Genomic DNA, 25056 nt, shown 5'->3' with positions numbered 1-25056 from the left:
CAAGCCCGCGCGGCCAGGCGCGCCTCCCTCCTCCCGCTGCGGGAGAAGGCGGCCCGAAGCGCCGGATGAGGGGGCGCGAGACGTTTCCGATGATTTTCGAGACGAGGCGCCAGCGATCGAGCGTGGCGCGACCTCTCACCCCAAGCCTCTCCCGCAGGGGTGATGTCGCATCCCGCTCGTCCGGTCGCGCCGTCACGGGGTCACCGCGCCGACGAGATCTCGACCGTGCCGAAGGTGGTCCGGCCGAAGCGGTCGGGCCGGTACATGTCCTCGATCACCGCCGCGGGCTGGACGTAGCGGCCGGGCGAGACCGCCCGGGCGATATAGGCGACCGTGTAGGACAATTGATCGTTCCGGCCGCCGCTGCGCTCGAAGGCCGCGACGAAGCGGTCGTCGCGCGCCTCGGTGTGCACAGGCAAGACCTCCTGCTTCAGCCAGGCGAGGCCTTCGACCGAGGCGCCCTCGGTCAGCTTGGCGTTCTCGATCTCGAGCCCGGCCGGGACGGGGTCGACCAGCAGCAGGCGGCCATAGCGCGCCGCCGGCTCGGTGACCCTGAGCGCGACGACATAGCGCTCGTTCTGGCGCAGGCGCGCGGGGTCGACGCGCTCGCCCTTCATGGTGAAGAGCGTGCGCTCCAGTGCGAAGCCCTGGTTCAATGCCGGCTCCGGCATCGCCGGGATACCGGAGACGGTGATCACGGCATTGGCCGAGGCGGTGCCGGGATTGCCGATCACCAGCGGCCTGGCCTCCAGCGCCGCCTGCGGGACGGTGCGGTAGAAGGCGCCCTTGCGTTCGGCGCCGTCGACGGTCAGCGCCATGCCTTCCGCTTCCTTGGTCATCGCCGCGGCGGCCATCGCCATCCACATGTTCTCCTGCGTCGAGGTGTAGCGCGCGCTCTGGCGGGCGTTCTGGACGAGGTCGGCGGCACGGGAGAGATCGGCGCGCTCGCCATTGCTTTCGGCGATCAGGGTGAGGATGCCGGCGCCGTCGCGCAGCCGCGAGCCGTAATCGGCGCGCGACAGGCCGTCGTCGCTGGTCTGCTGCAGAGTTGCCAGCGCGCTGCCGAAGGCGGTGCGGCCACGGGTGCGGTCGCCGAGCAGCGCAAGCGCGGCACCGATCTGGGCGCGGGCGAGGGGCGAGCCGAAATCGCCGAGCTTGTTGTCGGCGAGATAGCGCAGATCGCCCATCACCGGCCGCCCGTTCCGGGCGAGCACATAGAGGGCATAGGCGATGCCCGCCGCTTCCTCCTTGTTGATCTCGCTGGTGTTGACGACCTGGTTGCGCAGGCGGTCGAGCGCCATGTTGAACGCCGTCTGCGGCACCGCGAACTGGCGCTCGCGGGCACGTGTCAGGAAATCGGTGACGAAGGCGTCGAGCCAGAGGTCATCGCCGCCGACGCCCCACAGGCCGAAGGAGCCGTTGTTGCCCTGGCGGGCGAGCACGCGCTCGATCGCGGCGTTGACGCGCTCGTCGGCATTGCCGTCGAGCGCCAGCTGCTCCATCGAGGCGAGCCGGTTGACGACCAGCAGCGGCAGCGCCCGGCTGATCGTCTGCTCGGTGCAGCCATAGGGATAGCGGTCGAGCGATTTGAGGATCGCCGCCACGTCGAGCGCCGCGACGGGCGAGACCGAGACGGAGACGGCGCCCGAATCCGGCACGAGGTCGGCCATCAGGTCCGAAGAGACGGTGAGCGAACCGCCGCCTGGGATCGGCCGCACGATCCGGCGCGCGATGGTCTGGGTCGAGGGCTGCACGCGCACGGCGAGGTTCTGCACCGTGCTGATGCCGTTCGGCCCGGTGATCCTGACGTCGAAGGAGGCACGGCCGAGCCCGGCCGCGGTCACCGGAATGGTCAGCGCGCTCTTGGCGCCAGCGGCCATGGTCATGCTGCGGCGGGTCGCGTCGGCGGCGACGACCACCGGGCCCCTGACGTCGAGATCGACGAGGTAGGAGCCGGCGGGACCCTCGACATTGTCGATCTGCAGATGGAAGCGCGACTGATCGCCGAGCGCCAGGAAGCGCGGCAGCGTCGCCTGCGCCACGATCTGGTCGCGCACGAACACGTCGGCGCTGGCCTGGCCGGTGCGGCCGGCACTCCAGGCGACGGCCATGACGCGGACCGAGCCGTTGAAGGCCGGCAGCTCGAAGTCGACCTTGGCGGTGCCGTCCGGCTCGAGCTTGACCACGCCGGAATAGCGCGCCAGCGGCTCCTGCGTCGGGGCCTCGCCATTGAGCTGAGGGGCGGCGTCGCCGCCGGAGCGGATCGCGCCGCGCACGCCCTGCATGCCGTCGATCAGATAGCCGTAGAGATCGCGCAGCTCATGGCCGAGCTGGCGCTGGCCGAAGAAGTACCTGCTCGGATCGGGGCTCTCGAAGCGGGTCAGGTTGAGGATGCCGACATCGACCGCCGCGACGGTGATGAAGGCGTCCTCGCCTGCTTTCGCGCCCGCGACCTTGACGGGCAGCGAGAGCGTCGAGAGTGGACGCACGAGGCTGGGCGCGCCGAGATCGATGGCAAGGCTCCGCTCCTCCTTGCCGACGCTGAACCAGGCGAGGCCGATGGCGCGGCCGGGCATGCGCTGGGCCTGGCTGTCCATCGGGCGATGGGCGAGCACCACGACATAGGCGCTGGCGCCCCAGTCCGATCTGGCGGGAATGGTCACGGTCGTGCCATTGGCCGGCACGTCGACGGTGCGGAGCTCGGCGACGCGGTCGCTCATCACCGCCAGCGTCGCCTTGCCGGCGAAGCGCGGCGTCAGGCGCACCTGCATGCTCTCGCCATTGGCATAGGACGGCTTGTCGAGGGCGACGTCGAGCACGTCGGGCTGGTCGGCGGTCTTCTCGGTCTCGTAGCCGACATTGAAGGAGACGCTGGTCTCGGTCGCCTCGGCGCCGTCGGCGCTGACATCGAGCCGGTAATTGCCCCATTGCACCGGGGCCGAGATGCGGGCGGGCGCGTTCTCGGCGACGGCGACCTCGCCATCGGCGACCCGGCGCGTCGTCTTCACGCCCTCATAGTTCCAGCGCCCGTCCTGGTAGAACCACTGATAGTTGCGGGAGACCTTGGACAGCGTCCATTTCAGGCCCTGGCGGGCGATGCGGCGGCCGTCGCCATGGGCCATGATCACGTCGAAGGTGGCGGTCTGGCCGTTGCCGAGCTCGCCCTCCTTGAAGGCCTTGCGCACGCCGATGGCGGCGCCCTTGGGCACGATCGGCAAGGTGAGCGAGCGGGCGATGGCGCGTCCGCCCGGCTCGCCGACGCGGACCGTCAGCTCGACCTCGAGCGGCCGGTTGGTCTCGGGCTCGGCGACCGGGTTGGCGATCGTGACCTTGCCGTCGGCGCCGGTCCTGGCGGCGTCCTCGAATTCGCTCTGCTGCGGCTCGAAGGCCTCGTCGGTGAGGCCGACCTCGTAGCCGGAGAAGCCGGGAATCGCGGTCTCGCCCGCCGAGCGCACGGTCATCGAGCCGGTGACGTCGAGATCGGAGCCGGGCGCGCCGTAGAGATAGCGGGCATTGACGTCGATCTCGGCCGGCTCGCCGGCCTGCAGGACCGGCTTCCTCGGGGCGAGCGTCAGCTCGAGCCGCTCGGGGACGTAGTCCTCGACCAAGAACGAGACTTCGCCGATCGCGGCGCCCTTCGGGTCGGAATAGGCCTGGACGCGCCAGGTTCCGGTCTGCGCGCCGGAGATCAGCGGGATCGAATGGGCCCGCCCGCCGGCGCCCTGGTCCTCGACCTGGCGGCGGCGATATTCGACGCCGTCGGGCCGCTTGACGACCAGGGTCAGCGGCAGGCCGGTGACCGCGGCGCCCTTGGCGTCGCGCAGCAGCGTCGTCAGGTAGACGGTCTCGCCGGAGCGATAGACGCCGCGCTCGGTGTAGAGGAAGGCGTCGAGTCCGGCCGGGGCGACGCGGCCCTTCACGCCGCGGTCCGACAGGTCGAAGGCAGTCTGCTTCAGGTCGAGGAAGCCGTAATCCTCGGCCAGGCTGGCGGTGACGAGGCCCGGCGCATTGCCGCCCTGGCCCTTGGCCAGCGCGGCGTCGAAGCGCGCATGCCCGTCGCGGCCGGTGCGGGCGGTCGCCAGCACCTCGTTGTTGCGGGCGATCAGGCGCAGTTCGGCGTTCGCGACCGGCGAGGCGTCGGCGAGCGAGCGGACCAGCACATGCACGCCGTCCGGTCCGGAGAAGGACGTCAGGCCGAGATCGGAGACGACGAACCATTGCGTCGCCCTGGTGGTGCCGTCGTAGTCATAGTCGCCGTCGCTGTCCGACGAGCTCGCAGTCCTGGCGCTGCCGCTCGGCTTGGCGAACATGACGTAGACGCCGGGCTGGAGCTGGCCGACCGCCTCCAGCACCGGGAAGGCGGTGGTGACGTCCTTGTTGAGCTCGGACTTCACCGCCATCGTCCCCTTCCAGACGCTCGCGCCCTTGTCGGAGGCGATCTGGCCGGCGCTGTAGCTGCCGAGCTGGCTGAGGAAGTCCTCGGAATGGACCGAGCCGATCAGGTTGCGGTCGCCGATGCGCATCACCTCGAGATCGAGGCCGTCGGCATTGACCGAGACGACCGGCACACCCTGCTGGCCGGTGCGCGGCAGCACGTAGTTCTTGCCTGTGAAGCGCACCGAGGGAGCGCGGTCGCGGACATAGACCTCGTAATCGGCCGATTTCAGCAGCTTCTCGTCGGGGATGGCCGAGGGCACGCCCTGGCGGATGACGAAGCCGTAGCGCTCGCCATGGCGCAGGCCGTCGACGCAGAGCTGGCGCTCCTCGGCGCTGACGGCGAAATCGCCCTTGCCGGTGACGGCGACGTAAGGCGCGAAGTCGACGCGGCCGCGCGCCAGTGGCTCGGAGAACTCGAAGCAGGCGCGCGGGCTCGCCGCGTCGGAATCGACCTTGTTGGAGAGGAGGCGGAAGCCGCGCTGGGCCCGCAGGGCCTCGTAGTCGCTGCGCAGCGAGGCGCTGTCGGCGAGGTCGAGGCTGAGCCGATAGGTGGTCAGCGCGGGGCGCCAGAGCTCGTGCTTCTCGAAGACGCGGGCGAGCACGCCGAGCGAGGCGGCTTCGTCATTGCGGGAGGTCGAGCGCTGATAGGCCAGATAGGCGGCGCTGATCGCGCGCTCGCGCAGTTCGTAGCGCTCGCGATAGTCGCGCGGCTCGATTCCGCTCGCCGCCTGCGCCATCAGACGCCAGCCCCCGGGATTGGCGGGATCGGCCATGGCTGCGGCATTGGCGAGCGGGAGCGCCGCACGGGCGTCGCCGCGGTTGAGTGCGGCATTGCCGTCGCGCAGCAGCGTGGCGAAGGGGCGCTGGCCGACGGAGACCTCGCGCTTCAGCCGCTCCTCCAGGCGCTGGCCGTCGCTGGCGAGATCGGGCCGGACATAGGCCTTCTGGGCGAAAGCGGGTCCGGCGGCGACAGTCAGGGCGAGCAGGAAAGCGAGACGGACGAGATGGCGCATGGCTCGGTCTCCGAAGGCGGGCGGCCCGATTGCGGCCGCGATAACGTCGACGCGATGACGGTTGGTCAGGTCGCGTCGCGCGAAGCTAGCACCGGGGGCGTCAGGCGCAACTCGGCTTGCGATCGGTTGAGCCCTTCTCGCCTCTCGCCCTGGGCTATCGCCCCGGGGGGCCCATGGGCCAGAGGCGGATCGCTTCGGCCTCATGCCGTTGCCCTCTTGCCTATACGGCAGGGCTGACGCTGAATGGCGCCGCGTCGCGGCGCGGTCTGAGAAGGACGGAGATGCTCGTGTTCAAGGTTCCCGCGCTGATCGGCATCGCCGGCCTCCTCGCCTGCCTCGGGGTCGCGCAGGCGCAGCAGGCGGCCGATCCGCGCTTGGCCGCGGCGACGCAGAGCTTTTCCGCCCTGCCCGAGGCGGAGCGCAAGGCGATCCAGTCCGACCTGATCTGGACCGGGCATCTCAACAGCGCCGCCACCGGGAGTTTCGGGCCGCTGACCTTCCGTGCCGTGAACGGCTTCAAGGCCGGGCGCGGCCAGCCCGACGGGCAATTGACGCCGGCCGAGCGGCAGGAGCTGGCGCGGCTCGCCAGAACGGCGCGCGAGGCGGCGGGCTTCGCCGTGATCACCGACCAGCCGACCGGGGTGCGCATCGGCATCCCGCAGAAGCTCCTGCCGAAGCGCGAGGCGACGGCCGCCGGGGGCAGCCGCTGGCAGAGCGCCGACGGCCGGATCACGCTCGATGTCAGCGCGGCGCCGGCGAGCGAGCCGCTCCAGGCGCTCTTCGAGCGGGCGATCGCCGTCAATCCGAACGTCCAGCGCAAGGTCACCTACAAGCTGCTGCAGCCGAATTTCTTCGTGGTCGCGGGCGAGACGCCGACCGGACGGTTCTTCCGCCGACAGGCGCTCGGTCCGAGCGGATTGCGCGGCTTCTCCGTCGGCTACGACAAGACGCTGGCTCCGACCTTCGACAAGGTGGTGACCGCGATCGCCGACAGTTTCGAGCCGTTCCCGAGCGGATCGGCGCCCGCCCCGACGCCGGTGCCGGGCGCGCCCGCGGTGACCGCCGCGCCGACGCAGCCGGCGAGCGAGCGCTTCGGGGTCGGCCTCGTCGTCGGCAAGGACCTCGTGCTGACGGCGCGGGCCGCGGTCGATCCCTGCAAGGGGCTCAAGGTCGGTGCGCGTCCGGCGAAGCTGCGGCTGCAGGATCAGGCGAGCGGCCTCGCGCTGCTCGACGTGCCGGGGCTGGCCTCCGGTTCCGTGCCGGGATTGCGGGACGCGGCCCCGGCGGGGCGGGAGGCGGTGGTGGTGCTGGCCTATGACGGAACCGCGGCCGGGCGCATCGCTGTCGCGCTGCCGGGCGAGGTCGCGAGCGATGCGGTGCTTGCGCCGCTGCAACCCGGCGGCGCCGGCAGCCCGGTCTTCGACCGGCACGGCCGGCTGGCCGGGCTGGTCACCGCCAACCCGCCGGACAAGGCGCTGATCGCCGGGGTCGCGCCGCAGCGCAATCACGCCATCGCCGGCGTCGCGCAGCTCCGGGCGATGCTCGAGAAGGCCGACCTCAAGGCGAGCGCTGCCGCGGCGGCCGGGGAGCTGAGCACCGGCGCGATCGCCGAGGCCGCCGGCAAGAGCGTCGTGCCTGTCAGCTGCGCACTTTGAGGCCGGCCGGGCAGCATCGTGCATACTGCATGCAAAGACGGTTGCCTCGCCAACGGCAATCGGCTCTGATAGCGGACGATGCGAAGGAAGCCGCGCCGCGAGGCGAAGAAGCTTTCAAGTTTTAAATCGATTGAACGGGAGGAGCCCAACATGAGCAAAATCAGCAGACGTTCGGTCCTGGCCGGCGCGGCCGCGGCCGGCGCGACCGGGCTGATCGCGCGCCCGGCGATCGGCCAGGCGCAATGGCCGAACCGGCCGGTGACCCTGGTCTGCCCCTGGGGCGCCGGCGGCGGCACCGACGCGACGGCGCGCATCATCGCGTCGCTGCTCGAGAAGAATCTCGGCCAGCCCTTCAACGTGGTGAACCGCACCGGCGGCTCGGGCGTGGTCGGCCATTCGGCGATCGCGACCGCGGCGCCCGATGGCTACACGATCGGGATGATCACCGTGGAAATCACGATGATGCACCATCAGGGCCTGACCGACCTCAATCCGACGAGCTACACGCCGCTCGCACTGATGAACGAGGATCCTCCGGGCGTGCAGGTCTCGACCTCGAGCCCGTACAAGGACATCAAGGCCCTCGCCGAGGCGATCAAGGCGGCGCCGGCAGGCAAGTTCAAGGCTTCGGGAACCGGCCAGGGCGGCATCTGGCATCTGGCGCTGATCGGCTGGCTGGTGGCGATGGGCCTGAAGCCCGACCATGTCGCCTGGGCGCCGTCCAACGGCGCGGCTCCGGCGATGCAGGATCTGGCGGCCGGCGGCGTCGACATCGTCACCTGCTCGGTGCCGGAGGGCCGGGCGATGATCGATGCCGGCAAGGCGAAATCGCTCGCCATCATGGCGAAGGAGCGCAATCCGCAGTTCAAGGACGTGCCGACGCTGAACGAGACGCTCGGCATCAACTACTCGGTCGGCGCCTGGCGCGGCATCGCCGGGCCGAAGGGGCTGCCGGCCGAGATCCAGGCCAAGCTGATCGCCGAGCTGAAGAAGGCCTACGACTCCAAGGAGTTCCAGGACTTCATGAATGCCCGCGGCTTCGGCATGACCTTCGCCGACCAGGCCGGCTTCACCAAGTTCATGGCCGAGGGCGACAAGGCGATGGCGGCGGCGATGAGCGCGGCGGGCCTGGCCAAGAAGGCCTGACCAACCTGTTCATTGGAGGGGCCGGCGACGAGCCGGCCCCGACCCGCGCGGAGCATGCGCGCGGGCGGATGGAGACATTGCATGCGTTTCAACGACGCCGTCGTCGGGGCAGCGTTCCTGCTGATCGCCGCCGCCATGATCGCGATGACCTTTTCGTTCCCCGCCTTTCCGGGACAGCAATATGGGCCGAGCCTGTTCCCGCGCATCATCGGGGCCGGCATCATCGGCTGCTCGGCGCTGCTGATCGTTCGCGGTCTCCGCGAACGGGCGGCCGGAGGCCGCTGGCTGCAGCCCGACGACTGGACCGGCAACCCCCGCCGCGTGGCGTCCTTCGCGCTGATGCTCGCGGCGATGGCGTTCTATGTCGTCGCCTCCGAGCCGCTGGGCTTCATCCCCTGCGCCTTCCTGATCCAGCTCGTGCTGTTCCTCTGGTTCGGCGTCAGGCCGCTGACGGCGGGCGTGGTCGCGGCCACGATGACGCTGCTGGTGCACTGGTTCTTCGGCTCGATGATGCGCGTGCCGCTGCCGCGCGGCATCCTCGACAGCGTGCTCTGAGGAGGCGGGGATGAGCGCAGTCGCAACCGCCTTCGGCCTGGTCTTCGACCCTTACGTCCTGGCCGTCATCATGGGTTCGGCCGTCTTCGGCATGTTCGTCGGCGCCATGCCCGGCCTGACCGCGACCATGGCGACCGCGCTCCTGGTCCCGGTCACCTTCTTCATGTCGCCCGTGCCGGCGCTCGGCGCGATCGTGACGGCGACCGCGATGGCGATCTTCGCCGGCGACATCCCGGCGGCGATGCTGCGCATGCCGGGCACGCCGGCCTCGGCGGCCTATGCCGACGAGAGCTACGAGATGACCAAGAAGGGTCAGCTCGACCTGTGCATGGGCGTCAACCTCGTCTTCTCGGTGCTCGGCGGCATCTTCGGCGTGATCATCCTGATCGTGCTCGCGCCCGTCCTGGCCGAGGTCGCGATCAATTTCTCCTCCTTCGAATATTTCTGGCTCGCCTGCCTCGGCCTGACCTGCGCAGTCTTCATCGGCACGGGCGATCCGCTCAAGGGCCTGCTCTCGCTGTTCATCGGCCTCGCGATCGGCTGCATCGGCATCGATCCGGCCGCCGGCCAGCCGCGCTTCACCTTCGGCAATGTCGACCTGCTCTCCGGCATCAACTTCATCCCGACGCTGATCGGCATGTTCGCGGTCTCGGAGCTGCTGCGCGGCGCGGTGACGATGGAGAAGGCCGGCAAGATGGTGCAGCAGAGCGTCGGCAACATGTTCGCCGGCCTCGGCGGCGTCACGCGCAAATACTGGAAGAACTTCATCCGCGGCTCGGTGATCGGCACGGTGATCGGCGCGTTGCCGGGCGCCGGCGCCGACATCGCGGCCTGGGTGTCCTATGCCGTTTCGAAGAAGCTGTCGAAGGAGCCGGAGAAGTTCGGCACCGGCCATATCGAGGGCATCGTCGATTCGACCTCGGCCAATAATTCGGCGCTCGGCGGCGCCTGGATCCCGGCGCTGGTCTTCGGCATCCCCGGCGACTCGATCACCGCGATCGTGATCGGCGTGCTCTACATGAAGGGCATGAATCCGGGGCCGACCGTGTTCCTGCAGACGCCGGAGCTGATCTACGCCGTCTTCATCATCTTCATCCTCGCCAACCTGATCATGTTCCCGCTCGGCTGGGCGGCGATCAAGTCGGCCAAGCAGATCCTGCGGGTGCCGCGCAACATCCTGCTGCCGGTCATCCTGATCTTCTGCATGGTCGGCTCCTTCGCCATGACCAATTCGCTCTACGGCGTCGTGCTCATGGTGGTGATGGGCGTGTTCGGCTGGCTGCTCGAGGAGCACGGCATCCCGGTCGCGCCGCTGATCCTCGGCCTCGTTCTCGGCGAGATGCTCGAGCAGAACTTCATGAGCTCGATGATCAAGTCGAACGGCTCCTTCATCGGCTTCCTCGACCGGCCGATCGCGGGCACGCTGGGCGTGCTGACGCTGCTGCTCTGGGGCGCGATGCTGTGGAAGGTGCTGCCGTTCGGCCGGCGCCAGCCCGCGGCGGCCTGAACCGGCTCCGATCGCGCTCCGGCCCGGCCGCAGCGCCGAATCAGTGCTAGAAGCGGCGCATGGACGATGCGCTCGACGAGGGGCAGGGCGGCGGCACGGTCGAGGTGCTGATCCCGCTCGGCCTCGACCAGGCCTATAGCTATGCAGTTCCGGCGGGGCTCAGCCTCGCGCCGGGCGATGTCGTGCAGGTGCCGCTCGGGCCGCGCGAGACGGTCGGCGTCGTCTGGGAGGCGGGCGCCGGCCGCGGCGGCAACCTCAAGAAGGTCTCGGCCAAGCTCGATCTGCCGCCGCTCGATCCGGCGCTGCGCAAGCTGGTCGACTGGGTGGCCTGGTACACGCTCGCCGCCAAGGGCTCGGTGCTGGCGCTGGCGCTCCGCCGCCCGCCCGACGACACGCCGGAGCGGCCGAAGCTCGGCGTCAGGCTCGCCGGTGCGCCGCCGGCGCGGATGACGCCGGCCCGGGCGCGCGCCATCGCCGCGGCAGAGGGCGGGCTGCTGATCGGCAAGTCGGCCCTCTCCGAGGCCGCTTCGGTCAGCACGGCGGTGATCGATTCCCTCGTCGATGCCGGCACGTTCTCGGTCGAGGCTTTGCCGCAGGAGGCGATCGCGGCAAGGCCCGATCCCGATCACGCCCGGCCGCAGCTCTCCGACGATCAGCAGGCGGTGGGCGAGGCGCTGGCGAGTCTCGTGCGCAAGCAGTGCTGGCAGGTCGCGCTGCTCGAGGGCGTCACCGGCTCGGGCAAGACCGAGGTCTATTTCGAGGCGGTGGCGGAGGCGATCCGGCTCGGACGCCAGAGCCTGATCCTGATGCCGGAGATCGCGCTCACGGCGCAGTTCATCGACCGGTTCGAGGCGCGCTTCGGCGTCCGGCCGGGGCTGTGGCATTCGGGGGTGAGCGGACGGCGGCGCGAGCGCCTGCAGGCGGCGATCGCCAGGGGCGAGGCCCTGGTCGTGGCTGGTGCGCGCTCGGCGCTGTTCCTGCCCTACAAGGATCTCGGGCTGATCGTCGTCGACGAGGAGCACGAGGCCGCCTACAAGCAGGAGGACGGCGTCGCCTACCATGCCCGCGACATGGCGGTGGTGCGCGGCAGGATCGAGAACGCCCCGGTGGTGCTGGCCTCCGCGACGCCCTCGCTGGAGACCAGGGTCAATGCCGAGCGCGGCCGCTACGTTCATCTCAAGCTGCCGGAGCGCTATGGCGGGCGCGAGCTGCCCGCGCTCGGGCTGATCGACCTGCGCAGGGACAAGCCGGACCGCGGGAGCTGGCTCTCGTCCGGCCTGGTCAAGGCGATCGAGGCCAATCTCGAGGCGAAGGAGCAGTCGCTGCTCTTCCTCAACCGGCGCGGCTATGCGCCGCTGACGCTCTGCCGCGATTGCGGCCACCGCTTCCAGTGCCCGAACTGCTCGGCCTGGCTGGTCGACCACCGCTTCAGGCGGGCGCTGGTCTGCCATCATTGCGGCCATGTCGAGCGCAGGCCGCACGAATGCCCGGCCTGCCACCAGCCGGAGAGCCTGGTCGCCTGCGGTCCGGGCGTCGAGCGCCTGGCCGAAGAGGTCGCGACCCTGTTCCCGCAGGCGCGCGCGATCGTGCTCTCGAGCGATTTCCCCGGCGGGACCGAGCGCCTGAAGCAGGAACTGACGGCGGTCGCGCAGGGCGAGTTCGACATCGTCATCGGCACGCAGCTCGTCGCCAAGGGCCATAACTTTCCCGGCATGACCCTGGTCGGCGTGATCGACGCCGATCTCGGCCTGACCTCGGGCGATCCGCGCGCCGCCGAGCGCACCTTCCAGGTGCTCAGGCAGGTCACCGGACGGGCCGGGCGTGGCGAGAAGCCGGGGCGGGCGCTGCTGCAGACGCATGACCCGACCCACCCGGTGCTGAAGGCGCTGATCTCGGGCGATCCCGAACGCTTCTACGCCGCAGAGACGGCGGCGCGCGAGGCCGCCGGGCTGCCGCCCTTCGGCCGGCTCGCCGGGCTGATCGTCTCGGCGAATTCGCAAGCAGAGGCCGAGACCCATGCGCGGGCGCTCGCCCGCTGCGCCGAGGCTCCGGCCGGCGTCGCCGTGCTCGGGCCGGCCGAGGCGCCGCTCGCCATCCTGCGCGGGCGCCACCGCATGCGGCTGATCGTCCGCACCGCAAGGGAGATCAACCTGCAAGACTATCTGCGGGCGTGGCTGAGACGGGCGCCGCGGCCCAAGGGCTCGGTCAGGGTCGCGGTCGACGTCGATCCGCAGAGCTTCCTCTGAGCGGGCGAGGCTCGCGCGGGGCTCCGGCGCAGACCTGCGCCGGCTGCTGCTTTCGACCGCATCCAAAGCATGAGACGCGGGTGTTTCGTCGGTTGCGCCCCCTGAAACCCCATGCTAGTGCACCGCCGCAATCCAAGCGCCGAAAGCCCTGGAACAGGACCGTCGTGCGCTTGATCATCGCAGCGTCGGGGCCGTGCACTCCACCTTCGCCAGAAGGTCGCCGGAGCGGTCCCTTGAAAGAGAGAGCGAGAGCGTGGCCGAGGGCGGATCGCAGGAACAGTCCCCTGTCTCGGGCGTGGCCGAGCGCTATGCGACGGCTCTGTTCGAGCTGGCCAGCGAGGCCAAGACGGTCGATGCCGTCGCCAAGGATCTCGGCAGCTTCAGCGCGATGATCGCCGAGAGCGACGATCTCAGGCGCCTGATCGGCAGCCCCGCCTTCTCGGCCCAGGATCAGGTCGCCGCCGTCACCGCGCTCGCCGCCAGGGCCGGCATCACCGGGCTGGCCGCCAATTTCATCGGCTTCGTCGCCAGCAAGCGCCGCCTGTTCGCGCTGCCGGGCATGATCCGCGCCTTCCGCGCCAAGGTCGCCGAGGCCAAGGGCGTGGTCAGCGCCGAGGTCACGCTCGCCGAGCAGCCTTCGGCCGCCCAGCTCAAGGACATCGCCGCGACCCTCAAGGAGGTCGCCGGCAAGGATGTCGACGTCTCGGTCAAGGTCGACCCGGCCATCATCGGCGGCCTCGTCGTCAAGATGGGCTCGCGCATGGTCGACGCGTCCCTGAAAACCAAGCTCAATTCTATTCGTCTTGCCATGAAAGAGGTCGGCTGATGGACATCCGCGCCGCTGAAATCTCCGCTATCCTGAAGTCGCAGATCTCGAACTTCGGCTCGGAAGCCTCGGTCACCGAGGTCGGTCAGGTTCTCTCCGTCGGCGACGGCATCGCCCGCGTCTACGGCCTCGACAAGGTCCAGGCCGGCGAGATGGTCGAGTTCGAGACGGGCGTGCGCGGCATGGCCCTCAATCTCGAGAGCGACAATGTCGGCGTCGTCATCTTCGGCTCGGATCGCGAGATCAAGGAAGGCCAGACCGTCAAGCGCACCGGCGCCATCGTCGACGTGCCGGTCGGCAAGGAGCTGCTCGGCCGCGTCGTCGACGCGCTCGGCAACCCGATCGACGGCAAGGGGCCGATCAAGGCGGCCCAGCGCGCCCGCGTCGACGTCAAGGCGCCCGGGATCATCCCGCGCAAGTCGGTGCACGAGCCGATGTCGACCGGCCTCAAGGCGATCGACGCGCTGATCCCGATCGGCCGCGGCCAGCGCGAGCTGATCATCGGCGACCGCCAGACCGGCAAGACCGCGGTGGCGCTCGACACGATCCTGAACCAGAAGCCGCTGAACGTCGAAGGTGCGCCGGAGAGCCAGAAGCTCTACTGCGTCTACGTCGCCGTCGGCCAGAAGCGCTCGACCGTCGCCCAGCTGGTGAAGGTGCTCGAGGAGCGCGGCGCGATGGAGTACTCCATCGTCGTGGCGGCCACCGCCTCCGACCCGGCCCCGATGCAGTTCCTGGCGCCGTTCGCCGGCTGCTCGATGGGCGAGTACTTCCGCGACAACGGCATGCACGCCGTGATCATCTATGACGACCTGTCGAAGCAGGCCGTCGCCTACCGTCAGATGTCGCTGCTGCTGCGCCGCCCGCCGGGCCGCGAAGCCTATCCGGGCGACGTGTTCTACCTGCACTCCCGCCTGCTCGAGCGCGCCGCCAAGATGGGCGAGGCCGCCGGCCTCGGCTCGCTGACGGCGCTGCCGGTGATCGAGACGCAGGCGAACGACGTCTCCGCCTACATCCCGACCAACGTGATCTCGATCACCGACGGCCAGATCTTCCTCGAGACCGACCTGTTCTACCAGGGCATCCGCCCGGCGGTGAACGTCGGCCTCTCGGTGTCGCGCGTCGGCTCCTCGGCGCAGACCAAGGCGACCAAGAAGGTCGCGGGCAAGATCAAGGGCGAGCTCGCGCAGTATCGCGAAATGGCCGCCTTCGCCCAGTTCGGCTCCGACCTCGACGCGGTCACCCAGCGCCTGCTCAACCGCGGCGCCCGCCTGACCGAGCTGCTGAAGCAGCCGCAGTTCTCGCCGCTGAAGATGGAAGAGCAGGTCGTGGTGATCTATGCCGGCGTCAACGGCTATCTCGACCCGCTGCCGGTCGGCAAGGTGCGCGCCTTCGAGGACGGCCTCCTCTCGCTCGTGCGCAGCAAGCATGCCGACCTCCTGAACGAGATCGGCGCCTCGAAGGATCTCTCGGACGCGAACGCCGCGAAGCTGAAGGAGATCGTCGAGGGCTACGCCAAGTCCTTCGCCTGATCATTGCGAGCGCAGCGAGGCAATCCAGCCCCGCTGCGCGCCAGTTCTGGATGCTTCGTCGCTGCCCCGGCAGTGACGGATAGGGGATCAAGACCGGATGCCGTCCCTCAAGGACCTACGCAACCGCATCGCCTCGGTGAAGGCGACGCAGAAGATCACCAAGGCCATGCAGATGGTCGCGGCGGCGAAGCTGCGCCGGGCCCAGACGGCGGCTGAGGCCGCCCGTCCCTATGCCGAGCGCATGGAGGCGGTGCTCGCCAATCTCGCCGGCGGCCTCGCCAACGGCAGCGCGCCGCGGCTGATCGCCGGCACGGGCTCGGACAGGGTCCAGCTGCTCGTCGTCTGCACGGCCGAGCGCGGCCTGTGCGGCGCCTTCAACTCCTCGATCGCCCGTCTCGCCCGCGACAAGGCGAATGCGCTCAAGGCCGAAGGCAAGACGGTCAAGATCATCTGCGTCGGCAAGAAGGGCTATGACATCCTGCGCCGGCAATTCGCGGCTGATATCATCGAGCTCGTCGACCTGCGCGCCTACAAGCAGCTCGGCTTCGCCAATGCCGAAGCGATCGCGCAGAACATCCTGACGCGCTTCGCCAATGGCGAATTCGACGTCGCGACGCTGTTCTTCTCGAAGTTCAAGTCGGTGATCTCGCAGATTCCGACGGCGCAGCAGATCATTCCGGCCGAGATCCCGGCCGGCGCGAAGACGACCGACGCGGTCTATGATTACGAGCCGGAAGAGAGCGAGATCCTCGAGACGCTGCTGCCGCGCAACCTGACGGTCCAGGTGCTGCGGGCGCTGCTCGAAAACGCCGCCTCCGAGCAGGGCGCGCGCATGTCCGCGATGGACTCCGCCACGCGCAATGCCGGCGAGATGATCAAGAAGCAGACGACGATCTACAACCGCTCGCGTCAGGCGATGATCACCAAGGAACTGATCGAGATCATCTCCGGCGCGGAAGCGCTATAGTTTTTGAGAAGAGCGCATGATGCCGGCCGAAAACCGGTGCCCAGTTTTCGGTATCATGCTCTAACCGCCTAACTTTGGGCCGGCGTGCCGGCCACCCGACACGCCGAAAGCGAATCCGAGGTTCGAACCATGGCCAAAGCCGCTACCAAGACCAAGACCGACAAGCCCGCCAACACCGGCACCGGCCGCGTTTCGCAGGTCATCGGCGCCGTCGTCGACGTGCAGTTCGACGGCGCCCTGCCGGAGATCCTGAACGCGCTCGAGACCACGAACCTCGGCAACCGCCTCGTCCTCGAGGTCGCCCAGCACCTCGGCGAGAACACGGTCCGCACCATCGCCATGGACTCGACCGAGGGTCTGGTCCGCGGCCAGGCGGTCACCGACACCGGCGCGCCGATCGCGGTTCCGGTCGGCGACGAGTGCCTCGGCCGCATCATGAACGTCATCGGCGAGCCGGTCGACGAGGCCGGCCCGATCGGCGCCGCCGACACCCGCGGCATCCACCAGCCCGCTCCGACCTATTCGGAGCAGTCGACCGAGGCGCAGATCCTCGTCACCGGCATCAAGGTCGTCGACCTGCTCGCGCCCTACGCCAAGGGCGGCAAGATCGGCCTGTTCGGCGGCGCCGGCGTCGGCAAGACCGTGCTGATCATGGAGCTGATCAACAACGTCGCGAAGGCGCATGGCGGCTACTCGGTGTTCGCCGGCGTCGGCGAGCGTACCCGCGAGGGCAACGACCTCTATCACGAGATGATCGAGTCGAACGTCAACAAGGACCCGAAGGAGCATGGCGGTTCGGCCAAGGGCTCGAAATGCGCGCTGGTCTACGGTCAGATGAACGAGCCGCCGGGCGCCCGCGCCCGCGTCGCGCTGACCGGCCTGACCGTCGCCGAGCACTTCCGCGACCAGGGCCAGGACGTGCTGTTCTTCGTCGACAACATCTTCCGCTTCACCCAGGCGGGCTCCGAGGTGTCGGCGCTGCTCGGCCGCATCCCCTCGGCGGTGGGCTATCAGCCGACCCTCGCCACCGACATGGGCAACCTGCAGGAGCGCATCACCACCACGACCAAGGGCTCGATCACCTCGGTGCAGGCGATCTACGTGCCGGCGGACGACCTGACCGACCCGGCGCCGGCGACCTCGTTCGCGCACTTGGACGCCACCACCGTGCTGTCGCGCTCGATCGCGGAAAAGGGCATCTATCCGGCGGTCGACCCGCTCGACTCGACCTCGCGCATGCTCTCGGCGGCGATCGTCGGCGAGGAGCATTACGCCGTCGCCCGCCAGGTGCAGCAGGTGCTCCAGCGCTACAAGGCGCTGCAGGACATCATCGCGATCCTGGGCATGGACGAGCTCTCGGAAGAGGACAAGCTCGCCGTCGCCCGCGCCCGCAAGATCGAGCGCTTCCTGTCGCAGCCCTTCCACGTCGCGGAAGTATTCACCGGCTCGCCGGGCAAGCTGGTCGCGCTCGAGGACACGATCAAGGGCTTCAAGGGCCTGGTCGAGGGCAAGTACGACCATCTGCCGGAAGCGGCCTTCTACATGGTCGGCTCGATCGAGGAAGCGGTCGAGAAGGCCCAGCGCCTGGCCGCCGAGGCTGCGTAAGGTTCACGGGCCATTCCGGCCGGTTCGCCGGCCGGGAGACGTGACACGCGTCATTCTCGGGCTTGCCCCGAGAATCTCTGGACGAGAAGACACTGGTTTCAGAGATGGTCGGGTCAAGCCCGACCATGACGAGCCTGGAGAGATTTGCGATGGCCACTTTCACATTCGAACTCGTCTCGCCGGAGCGCATCCTGTTCTCGGGCGACGCCGTCAGCGTCATCGTGCCGTCGGTGGAGGGCGAGATGACCGTGCTCGCCGGTCATGCCCCGGTCGTCGCGGTGCTGAAGCCGGGCATCGTCCTGGTCCAGACCGACACCAGCAACGGCAAGGAATTCTTCGTCTCGGGCGGCCTCGCCGAGGTCAACGCGACGAGCGTCACCATCCTGGCCGAGCTCGCGCATTTCATCGAGGACGTCGACGGCGCCGTGCTCGATCAGGAGATCATCACCGCCGAGACCCGCCATGCCGGCTCGCATGACGAGGCCGAGAAGAAGCGCCTGCACGACCAGCTCGTGCAGCTGCGTGAGTTCAAGGGCGTGTTCGAGCAGCGCAAGGCGGCCTGAGCCGAGCCTGCTGGACGGAATCGAGAAGGCCGGGAGCGCGCTCCCGGCCTTTTTCGTTTGGCCTCAGTGGGCACCGCCGTCGGGCAGTTTTCGCGTCATGCTCGGGCTTGTGCCAAGCATCCACGTCTTGAACCACACTATCCGAAGGAAGGCGTGGATGGTCGGGACAAGCCCGACCATGACGGAGAGGGCGATCAGGCTGCGATCGCCTCGGCCAGCGCGACGACGCGCTTCGCCATCTCGGCATGCAGGCGCTCGACCATGCGGCCGTCGAGCTGAATCGCGCCCTTGTCGGCGTTCTCGGGCTCGGAGAAGGCGGAGATGATCGCGCGGGCACGCGCCAGCTCGGTCTCCTCCGGCGCAAAGACGCCGTTCGCCACCCCGACCTGGTTCGGGTGGATGAGGGTCTTGCCGTCGAAGCCGAGATCGCGCGCCTGCTCGCATTCGGCGCGGAAGCCGGCCTCGTCCTTGAGGTCGTTGAAGACGCCGTCGATGACGTCGACGCCATGGGCGCGGGCAGCGAGGATCGCCGTGGTCAGCCAGGGCAGCATCGGGGCGCGGCCCGGCACGAAGCGGGCGCGCGTCTCCTTGGCGAGGTCGTTGGTACCGAGGACGAAGCAGGCGAGGCGCGTGACGGGATCGCGGGCGGCGCGGGCGATCCTCTCGCAATCGAGGATGGCGAGCGGCGTCTCGATCATCGCCCAGACCCGCGTCTCCGGCCTGGCCCAGAGGCCGGTCAGGCGGTGGCCGATCTCGACCAGCGTCTCGGGCGAGGACACTTTCGGGATCAGGATCGCGTCGGGCGCGGCCTCGGTCGCAGCGGCGAGATCCGCGTCGAACCAGGGCGTATCGACGCCGTTGGTGCGGATCACGAGCTCGCGCCTGCCATAGCCGCCGGCCTTGACCGCGGCGCAGACCTGTTCGCGCGCCAGATCCTTGGCGTCCGGCGCCACCGCGTCCTCGAGATCGAGGATCAGCGCGTCGGCGGCGATCTCGCGGGCCTTCTCCAGGGCGCGGGCATTGGAGCCCGGCATATAGAGGACGCTGCGGCGCGGGCGGATATCGGTCATCTTGTCTCTCCGGATTGCGGGTCGCCGGGTTCGCTGCAGTGCACAGTAGATCGCGCCGCAATGCAATGTCAGTTCTGCGAAAGACGGATGACGGGGGCTGCGATGGGCTGGATCGCCGGTGTCGACGGCTGCAAGGCGGGCTGGATCGCGGCCTTCTGCGATCTGTCGGGCGCGCAATCACCAATTTTCCGGGTCTTCCCGAACTGGAGCGCTCTGCTCGCTGGGGCACCCGTGCTTGGGCTGATCGCGGTCGACATGCCGATCGGCCTGCCGGATCGGATCGCCGGCTCCGGGCGCGGGCCGGAACAGGCGGTGCGTGCCCTGCTCGGGGAGCGGCAATCCTCGGTGTTCTCGATCCCCTCGCGCAGCGCGGTCCACGCTGCCGATTATGCCGCGGCATGCGAGATGGCGCTGGCGACATCGCAGCCGCCGCGCAAGGTCTCGAAGCAGGGCTTCCATCTCTTCCCGCGCATCCGCGAGATCGACGCGCTGCTGCGCGCCGATCCCGGCTGGCGCGAGCGCATCTTCGAGACGCATCCCGAGCTCGCCTTCCGCACCATGCGCGGCGCCCCGCTCATCCATCCCAAGAAGATCAAGGGCGCGGTCAATCCGGCGGGGATGGCCGAGCGCCGTGCGCTGCTGCTGGCGGCAGGGCTGCCGGCCGGGATCGTTCATGCCCGGCCGCCGCAGGGCGCTGCTGCCGATGATCTCCTCGACGCGCTCGCGGCGCTGGTCGTCGCCCGGCACATTGCCGCCGGGCGCGGCAAGCCCTTCCCCGATCCGCCGGGACGCGATAGCCACGGTCTACCGATCGCGATCTGGACCTTTGATCGCTCCCTCGCCCAGGACCCAGCCATGACAGAGAAGCCCGTGCCGCGCCCGATGATCGAGGCCGCGGCCGACCGCATCGCCGGCCATGTCCGCACCACTCCGGTGATGCGGCTCGGCACCGGCGCCTTCGACTCGCGTGCCGATGTCTCGCTCAAGCTCGAATGCCTGCAGCACGCCGGCTCGTTCAAGGCGCGCGGCGCCTTCAACAACCTGCTCTCGCTCGACGTGCCGGCCGCCGGCGTCGCCGCCGCCTCGGGCGGCAATCACGGCGCCGCCGTCGCCTATGCCGCCGGCAAGCGCGGCGTGAAGGCGACGATCTTCGTGCCCGAGATCTCGCCGGCGGCGAAGGTCGAGGCGATCCGTCGCTTCGGCGCAGACGTCCGGATCGGCGGGGCGCAATATGACGACGCCCAGGCCGCCTGCGACAGGTTCGTGGCCGAGACCGGTGCGCTGAAGATCCATCCCTTCTCCGCCAGGGAGACGATCGCCGGCCAGGGCACGCTCGGCCGCGAATGGCAGAGGCAGGAGCCCGATCTCGACACGGTGCTCGTCGCGGTCGGCGGCGGCGGGCTGATCTCCGGCATCGCCGCATGGTTCGCCGGCACCGATGTCAAGGTCGTCGGCGTCGAGCCGGAAGGCTCGCGGGCGCTGCAGGCGGCGCTGGAGGCGAAAGGGCCGGTCACCGTCACTGTCGCCTCGGTCGCGGCCGATTCGCTCGGCGCCCGGAATGTCGGGCAACTCGTCTACGACGTCTGCAAGGACACGATCGACCATGTCGCTCTGGTGCCGGATGCGGCGATCACCGAGGCGCAGCGCGTGCTCTGGCGCGATTTCCGCCTCGCGGTCGAGCCGGGCGGCGCCGCGGCGCTCGGCGCCCTGCTCGCCGGTTCCTACAAGCCGCAACCCGGCGAGCGTCTCGGCGTCCTGGTCTGCGGCGGCAATGTCGATCTCATCAAGCTCGCCGAGATCACGGCATGAGCGGGCGCGGCATCGCGACGGGCGGCAAGGCCGTCTATGGCGCCCCGCTCGGCGTGCTCATGCTCGAGGCGCGCTTTCCGCGCATCCTGGGCGACATGGGCAATGCCGCGACCTGGCCCTTCCCGGTGCTCTACCGGGTGGTCTCGGGCGCGAGCCCGGAGAAGGTGGTGCTGCAAGGCGCGACCGGGCTGCTGCCCGATTTCGTCGCGGCGGCGCGGGAACTGGTCCGTCTCGGCGCCGAGGCGATCACCACCAATTGCGGCTTCCTCTCCTTGTTTCAGCAGGAACTGGCCGCTGCCGTAAGCGTGCCGGTCGCGACCTCCTCGCTGATGCAGGTCCCCTGGGTGCAGGCGACCCTGCCGCCCGGCAAGCGCGTCGGGCTCGTCACCGTCTCGGCCGCGACCCTGACGCCGCAGCATCTCGCCGCCGTCGGCGTCCCCGCCGACACGCCGGTGGCCGGCACCGAAGGCGGCCGTGAATTCTTCCGCGTGCTGATCAAGGCGGAGAAGGAGGAGATGGACATCGACCTCGCGGAGCAGGACGTGGTCGCGGCCGCCCGGCGCCTGGTCGCGGAGCATCCCGAAGTCGGCGCCATCGTGCTCGAATGCACCAACATGCCGCCCTATGCGGCGGCGGTGCAGGCGGCGACGGGGCTGCCGGTCTACGACATCTACTCGCTGATCACCTGGTTCCATGCCGGCCTGAGGCCGCGCGACTTCCACCGGGCTTAGACTTCGGTGCGGCTTTACGCCGGGCCTCGCGGCAGCGCACAATGGCGGCCCGCCGCGAGAGCACGCCGATGTCCGAGATCGCCAGCAAGACCAGTTCGGGCCGCTTCTTCGAGGATTTCCGGCTCGGCGAGACGATTCCGCATGCGACGCCGCGCACGGTGGCGGCGGGCGACGTCGCGCTCTACACGGCGCTCTACGGCCCGCGCTTCGCGGTGCAGTCCTCCGACGCCTTCGCCCGGGCGATCGGCTATCCGCAAGCGCCCGTGGACGACCTGCTCGTCTTCCACATCGTCTTCGGCAAGACGGTGCCGGACATCTCGCTCAATGCGGTCGCCAATCTCGGCTATGCCGATGGCCGCTTCCTCAGGCCGGTCTTCCCGGGCGACACGCTGTCGACCACGTCCGAGGTGATCGGCCTGAAGCAGACCTCGGGCGGCGACGCCGGCATCGTTTACGTCCGGTCCATCGGCCGCAACCAGCATGGCGAGATCGTGCTGAGCTATGCCCGATGGGTGCTGGTGCGCAAACGCCGGCCGGGCACGCCGGCCGAGTTCGAGCTGGTGCCGGAACTGCCGACGAGCGTCGCGCCGGAGGCGCTCGGGGAGGGCTGTCCGCCGCTGCATCTGGCCGCCTATGACGATGCGCTCGCCGGCTCGCCCTTCCGCTGGGGCGACTACCAGGCGGGCGAGCGCATCGACCATGTCGACGGCATGACCGTCGAGGAGGCCGAGCACCAGCTCGCGACCCGGCTCTACCAGAACACCGCCAAGGTGCATTTCGATGCCTATGGCGCGCGCGAGACCCGCTTCGGCAAGCGCCTGATCTATGGCGGCCACGTCATCAGCCTGGCGCGGGCCCTGTCCTTCAACGGGCTCGGCAACGCCTTCCACATCGCCGCGATCAATGGCGGGCGCCATGTCGCGCCGCTCTTCGCCGGCGACACCGTCCATGCCTGGAGCGAGGTGCTCGATGCCGCCGCGGTGCCGGGGCGCGAGGATGTCGGCGCGTTGCGCCTGCGCCTCGTCGCGACCAAGAACCTGCCCTGCAACGAGCACCCGCTGAAGCACGCCGACCAGTATGCCGACGGCGTGATCCTCGATTTCGACTGCTGGGTGCTGCTGCCGCGCTGAGGCCGCGGGAGCGTCAGGGCGATTGCGTGCCCTCGCCCGTCTTCCTGACGCTGACCTTGCCCCTGCCGTCGATCGTCGCCTCGTAGGTCAGCAGGTCGACCCGCTCCTCCTGCGAGATCGAGACGGTGAAGGAGGTGGTCGAGTTCTGCTTGATCGCGCTGATCCCGCCGCCGCCGACCTGGCTGTAGGTGCGGCTGATATCGGCGAGGATCGCCTCGATGATGCATTTGGAGCGTTCGATCGCGTTCATCTGGCAGCGCTTTCCTGTGGCGTGGGCGGGGCCGAGCAGGCCGACCATCCCGCTGAGAACGAGAATGACCATGGCGAGGTTTCGCGAGAGGGCTCGCATCATGGCGGTTCGGAAGGCTCCCGCGCCCGTCATTTGCGCAGGGGCCGGTGCGTGAGCATGGCGTTGGTTGCCACCTCCGACGGGATCCGTGGATAGATGCGCTGCATCTTCGCCTCCCAATCGGTCGCGGTCAGCGCATTGCCCTTGCCCGAGAGCGTGACCATCGCCTTGCGCCAGGGCATGGCGTGGGTCAGGCGCAACTGCATGCCCTGGCCCATCACCGAATATTTGTCGACGTCGGCGACGCCGTAACAATCGGTCGCATTGGTGTCGCCGCCGGGCGGGCAATGCGCCTTGCCGATGTCGACATGGCCGAGCCCGAGGAGATGGCCGACCTCGTGGACGTGGGCGCGCTGCATGATCGCCTTGCCCTTGCTGCTCGTGCCCTTCTGCACCGAATTGGTGTCGAGGCTGTCGTAGAGCTTGGCATGGGAGCCGAACCAGGTCTCGCTCCTGTGCAGCCGGACCACGTCGATGACGTGATGGTGGCCGCCGAGCGCGACGTCGCGATCCTCGATCTTCAGCCGGCACCAGATGTTCGGCCGGTATTTCGTGCCGCTCTTCTCGAATTCGTAGACCGGGAAATTGTTGGAGAGCCAGAACTTGCCGTTCCAGAAGCGGGCCGCGGTGTCGACGAAGTTCTTCCGCCAGAGATTCCAGCTGCCGACCGTCCATTTGACGATCTTGCGCGTCGGTTCGGTCGCGCGGCCATAATCGTGATAGGTGCCCTCGGCCGCGCCGCCCGCCGGATTGATCTGCCGGAAGCCGAGCTTCAGCGTCAGGGTCAATTCGGCGTTGTTGTAGGGATCGCAGGTGTCGGTGTTCAGCTCGGCGTCGAACTTTGGAAGGCTCATGCCCAATTTCATGGATGATCCTCGTCCTGTGCGATACGGTTCTGCGGCAGGCAGCGAGGGGCGCTTGTCCGGCTTTAGGCGGTTTTCGCCGGCCGGGCTCGTGGGGCGATCGGCGGGGACGAAGTTACAGATTTCGATTTCTGTAATCGCGCCGATCCCTGCCGCATTGCAGCAGGGGCGTGGTTTCGTTAGAGAGCCATTCACTCTAGAACGATACCAAGCGATCTTCGCTTGGTGAGCTTCGAAAGGTCGGGAGTCTTCAACTTGGCCGAGGTCAGACCGGCGGCGCGCCCGCTTTCACCGCATCTGCAGATCTACCGCTGGTCGTGGACCATGGCGATGTCGATCGCCCACCGCGCCACCGGCGTGGCGCTCTATGGCGGCACCCTGCTGATCGCGCTCTGGCTCATCGCCGCCGCGTCCGGCCCGGCCGCCTACGAGACCGCCCAGGCGGTCGCGGGCTCCCTGCTCGGCCGGCTCGTGCTCTTCGGCTACACCTTCGTGCTGCTGCACCACATGGTCGGCGGTGTCCGCCATTTCGTCTGGGATCTCGGCCATGGCTACAGCCCGCAGGCCCGGATGAACCTGGCGAAGTACAGCGTCGTCGTCTCCGGCGGGCTCACCCTGCTGGTCTGGATCGTCGCCCTGACGCGCTGAGGAACATGCCGATGCTCTCCCATTCCTCGATGCGCACCCCGCTCGGCCGCGTTCGCGGCCTCGGCTCCGCCAAGTCCGGCACCGGCCATTTCTGGCTGCAGCGCGTCACCGCCGTCGCGAACCTCGTCCTCGCGATCGGCTTTCTCTGCGTCGTGCTCTCGCTGATCGGCAAGCCCCATGCCGCCGCCCTCGCGACGCTGGCCAAGCCGCAGGTCGCGATCCTGATGCTGCTCTTCGTCGTGTCCGGCGCCGTGCACATGCGCATCGGCATGCAGGTCATCATCGAGGACTACGTCCATCACGAGGTCGCCAAGATCGTCGCCGTGATGGCCAACACCTTCTTCGCGATCGCGGTCGGCGCCGCCTGCGCCTTCGCGCTCCTGAAGATCTCGTTCGGAGGCTGA

Annotated in this window: 19 protein-coding genes; 15 read left to right on the top strand and 4 right to left on the bottom strand. The window is 69.1% G+C overall.

All coding sequences use genetic code 11. The features are described 5' to 3' along the window. Positions 1 to 200 precede the first annotated feature (200 nt). The gene (locus CS1GBM4_RS09930) at positions 201 to 5450 is read right to left on the bottom strand and encodes an alpha-2-macroglobulin (protein ID WP_186418539.1); all 5250 of its coding nucleotides are present in this window, start codon (positions 5448 to 5450) and stop codon (positions 201 to 203) included. Positions 5451 to 5737: 287 nt separating this feature from the next. On the opposite strand from CS1GBM4_RS09930, the gene CS1GBM4_RS09925 reads away from it, so the two are divergent. The 10 genes from CS1GBM4_RS09925 to CS1GBM4_RS09880 all read left to right on the top strand — a co-directional run bounded on the left by CS1GBM4_RS09925 (position 5738) and on the right by CS1GBM4_RS09880 (position 18052). Continuing rightward, a complete protein-coding gene (locus tag CS1GBM4_RS09925) occupies positions 5738 to 7105 on the top strand; it encodes a trypsin-like peptidase domain-containing protein (RefSeq protein ID WP_186418538.1) in 1368 nt (455 codons plus the stop codon). A 150-nt stretch (positions 7106 to 7255) separates the two neighbouring features. Then, positions 7256 to 8251 (top strand): tripartite tricarboxylate transporter substrate binding protein, encoded by a 996-nt coding sequence (locus CS1GBM4_RS09920; protein ID WP_186418537.1) that lies wholly within the window; start codon positions 7256 to 7258, stop codon positions 8249 to 8251. 81 nt (positions 8252 to 8332) lie between these two features. Beyond that, on the top strand, positions 8333 to 8806 hold the full coding sequence (locus CS1GBM4_RS09915) for a tripartite tricarboxylate transporter TctB family protein (protein ID WP_186418536.1): 474 nt from the start codon (positions 8333 to 8335) through the stop codon (positions 8804 to 8806). 10 nt (positions 8807 to 8816) lie between these two features. Then, on the top strand, positions 8817 to 10313 hold the full coding sequence (locus CS1GBM4_RS09910) for a tripartite tricarboxylate transporter permease (RefSeq protein ID WP_186418535.1): 1497 nt from the start codon (positions 8817 to 8819) through the stop codon (positions 10311 to 10313). A 59-nt stretch (positions 10314 to 10372) separates the two neighbouring features. Then, a complete protein-coding gene (locus CS1GBM4_RS09905) occupies positions 10373 to 12559 on the top strand; it encodes a primosomal protein N' (RefSeq protein WP_186418534.1) in 2187 nt (728 codons plus the stop codon). Positions 12560 to 12812: 253 nt separating this feature from the next. Further along, positions 12813 to 13385, top strand: a complete 573-nt coding sequence (locus CS1GBM4_RS09900; RefSeq protein WP_186418533.1) for a F0F1 ATP synthase subunit delta — start codon at positions 12813 to 12815, stop codon at positions 13383 to 13385. Beyond that, entirely contained in the window at positions 13385 to 14917 is a 1533-nt protein-coding gene (gene atpA, locus CS1GBM4_RS09895; RefSeq protein WP_186418532.1) for a F0F1 ATP synthase subunit alpha, read from the top strand. Before CS1GBM4_RS09900 ends, atpA begins: the two co-directional genes overlap by 1 nt. Before the next feature lie 97 nt (positions 14918 to 15014). Further along, positions 15015 to 15884 (top strand): F0F1 ATP synthase subunit gamma, encoded by an 870-nt coding sequence (locus CS1GBM4_RS09890; protein WP_186418531.1) that lies wholly within the window; start codon positions 15015 to 15017, stop codon positions 15882 to 15884. A 129-nt stretch (positions 15885 to 16013) separates the two neighbouring features. After that, positions 16014 to 17489, top strand: coding sequence for a F0F1 ATP synthase subunit beta (atpD, locus tag CS1GBM4_RS09885; protein ID WP_186418530.1), 1476 nt, complete (start codon positions 16014 to 16016; stop codon positions 17487 to 17489). A 149-nt stretch (positions 17490 to 17638) separates the two neighbouring features. Beyond that, a complete protein-coding gene (locus CS1GBM4_RS09880) occupies positions 17639 to 18052 on the top strand; it encodes a F0F1 ATP synthase subunit epsilon (RefSeq protein WP_186418529.1) in 414 nt (137 codons plus the stop codon). A gap of 194 nt (positions 18053 to 18246) precedes the next feature. On the opposite strand, the gene CS1GBM4_RS09875 is transcribed toward CS1GBM4_RS09880, so the two are convergent. After that, on the bottom strand, positions 18247 to 19122 hold the full coding sequence (locus CS1GBM4_RS09875; RefSeq protein WP_186418528.1) for a CoA ester lyase: 876 nt from the start codon (positions 19120 to 19122) through the stop codon (positions 18247 to 18249). Positions 19123 to 19209: 87 nt separating this feature from the next. Between CS1GBM4_RS09875 and CS1GBM4_RS24825 the strand changes: the two genes are divergently transcribed. The 3 genes from CS1GBM4_RS24825 (at position 19210) to CS1GBM4_RS09860 (ending at position 22792) form a co-directional block, all read left to right on the top strand. Further along, the gene (locus CS1GBM4_RS24825; RefSeq protein ID WP_186418527.1) at positions 19210 to 20931 is read left to right on the top strand and encodes a serine/threonine dehydratase; all 1722 of its coding nucleotides are present in this window, start codon (positions 19210 to 19212) and stop codon (positions 20929 to 20931) included. Then, positions 20928 to 21662 (top strand): aspartate/glutamate racemase family protein, encoded by a 735-nt coding sequence (locus CS1GBM4_RS09865; protein ID WP_186418526.1) that lies wholly within the window; start codon positions 20928 to 20930, stop codon positions 21660 to 21662. Before CS1GBM4_RS24825 ends, CS1GBM4_RS09865 begins: the two co-directional genes overlap by 4 nt. 68 nt (positions 21663 to 21730) lie before the next feature. Then, on the top strand, positions 21731 to 22792 hold the full coding sequence (locus CS1GBM4_RS09860) for a MaoC family dehydratase (RefSeq protein WP_186418525.1): 1062 nt from the start codon (positions 21731 to 21733) through the stop codon (positions 22790 to 22792). Between the two features lie 13 nt (positions 22793 to 22805). On the opposite strand, the gene CS1GBM4_RS09855 is transcribed toward CS1GBM4_RS09860, so the two are convergent. Then, on the bottom strand, positions 22806 to 23114 hold the full coding sequence (locus tag CS1GBM4_RS09855) for a hypothetical protein (RefSeq protein WP_186418524.1): 309 nt from the start codon (positions 23112 to 23114) through the stop codon (positions 22806 to 22808). 56 nt (positions 23115 to 23170) lie between these two features. After that, positions 23171 to 23995: a hypothetical protein gene (locus tag CS1GBM4_RS09850; RefSeq protein WP_210201561.1), complete on the bottom strand. Its 825-nt coding sequence runs from the start codon at positions 23993 to 23995 to the stop codon at positions 23171 to 23173. 264 nt (positions 23996 to 24259) lie between these two features. On the opposite strand from CS1GBM4_RS09850, the gene sdhC reads away from it, so the two are divergent. Further along, complete coding sequence (sdhC, locus tag CS1GBM4_RS09845) at positions 24260 to 24652, top strand: succinate dehydrogenase, cytochrome b556 subunit (RefSeq protein ID WP_186418522.1); 393 nt, start codon at positions 24260 to 24262, stop codon at positions 24650 to 24652. Between the two features lie 11 nt (positions 24653 to 24663). Then, positions 24664 to 25056 (top strand): succinate dehydrogenase, hydrophobic membrane anchor protein, encoded by a 393-nt coding sequence (gene sdhD / locus CS1GBM4_RS09840; RefSeq protein WP_244607152.1) that lies wholly within the window; start codon positions 24664 to 24666, stop codon positions 25054 to 25056.

The sequence above is a fragment of the Allobosea sp. CS1GBMeth4 genome, assembly GCF_900185715.1.
Taxonomy (GTDB): Bacteria; Pseudomonadota; Alphaproteobacteria; order Rhizobiales; family Beijerinckiaceae; genus Allobosea.
The sequence above is the reverse complement of the archived record's forward strand: the minus strand, read 5'-3'. Positions and strand labels throughout refer to the sequence as shown.

Excerpts from the sequence above, each read along its gene's own strand:
- CS1GBM4_RS09865 (WP_186418526.1), top strand. The coding sequence starts at position 20,928 with ATGAGCGGGCGCGGCATCGCGACGGGCGGCAAGGCCGTCTATGGCGCC.
- CS1GBM4_RS09890 (WP_186418531.1), top strand. The coding sequence starts at position 15,015 with ATGCCGTCCCTCAAGGACCTACGCAACCGCATCGCCTCGGTGAAGGCG.
- CS1GBM4_RS09930 (WP_186418539.1), bottom strand. The coding sequence starts at position 5,450 with ATGCGCCATCTCGTCCGTCTCGCTTTCCTGCTCGCCCTGACTGTCGCC.
- CS1GBM4_RS24825 (WP_186418527.1), top strand. The coding sequence starts at position 19,210 with ATGACGGGGGCTGCGATGGGCTGGATCGCCGGTGTCGACGGCTGCAAG.
- CS1GBM4_RS09910 (WP_186418535.1), top strand. The coding sequence starts at position 8,817 with ATGAGCGCAGTCGCAACCGCCTTCGGCCTGGTCTTCGACCCTTACGTC.
- CS1GBM4_RS09860 (WP_186418525.1), top strand. The coding sequence starts at position 21,731 with ATGTCCGAGATCGCCAGCAAGACCAGTTCGGGCCGCTTCTTCGAGGAT.
- sdhD (WP_244607152.1), top strand. The coding sequence starts at position 24,664 with ATGCTCTCCCATTCCTCGATGCGCACCCCGCTCGGCCGCGTTCGCGGC.
- CS1GBM4_RS09905 (WP_186418534.1), top strand. The coding sequence starts at position 10,373 with ATGGACGATGCGCTCGACGAGGGGCAGGGCGGCGGCACGGTCGAGGTG.
- CS1GBM4_RS09855 (WP_186418524.1), bottom strand. The coding sequence starts at position 23,114 with ATGGTCATTCTCGTTCTCAGCGGGATGGTCGGCCTGCTCGGCCCCGCC.
- CS1GBM4_RS09920 (WP_186418537.1), top strand. The coding sequence starts at position 7,256 with ATGAGCAAAATCAGCAGACGTTCGGTCCTGGCCGGCGCGGCCGCGGCC.
- CS1GBM4_RS09875 (WP_186418528.1), bottom strand. The coding sequence starts at position 19,122 with ATGACCGATATCCGCCCGCGCCGCAGCGTCCTCTATATGCCGGGCTCC.
- atpD (WP_186418530.1), top strand. The coding sequence starts at position 16,014 with ATGGCCAAAGCCGCTACCAAGACCAAGACCGACAAGCCCGCCAACACC.
- atpA (WP_186418532.1), top strand. The coding sequence starts at position 13,385 with ATGGACATCCGCGCCGCTGAAATCTCCGCTATCCTGAAGTCGCAGATC.
- CS1GBM4_RS09915 (WP_186418536.1), top strand. The coding sequence starts at position 8,333 with ATGCGTTTCAACGACGCCGTCGTCGGGGCAGCGTTCCTGCTGATCGCC.
- CS1GBM4_RS09850 (WP_210201561.1), bottom strand. The coding sequence starts at position 23,995 with ATGAGCCTTCCAAAGTTCGACGCCGAGCTGAACACCGACACCTGCGAT.
- CS1GBM4_RS09880 (WP_186418529.1), top strand. The coding sequence starts at position 17,639 with ATGGCCACTTTCACATTCGAACTCGTCTCGCCGGAGCGCATCCTGTTC.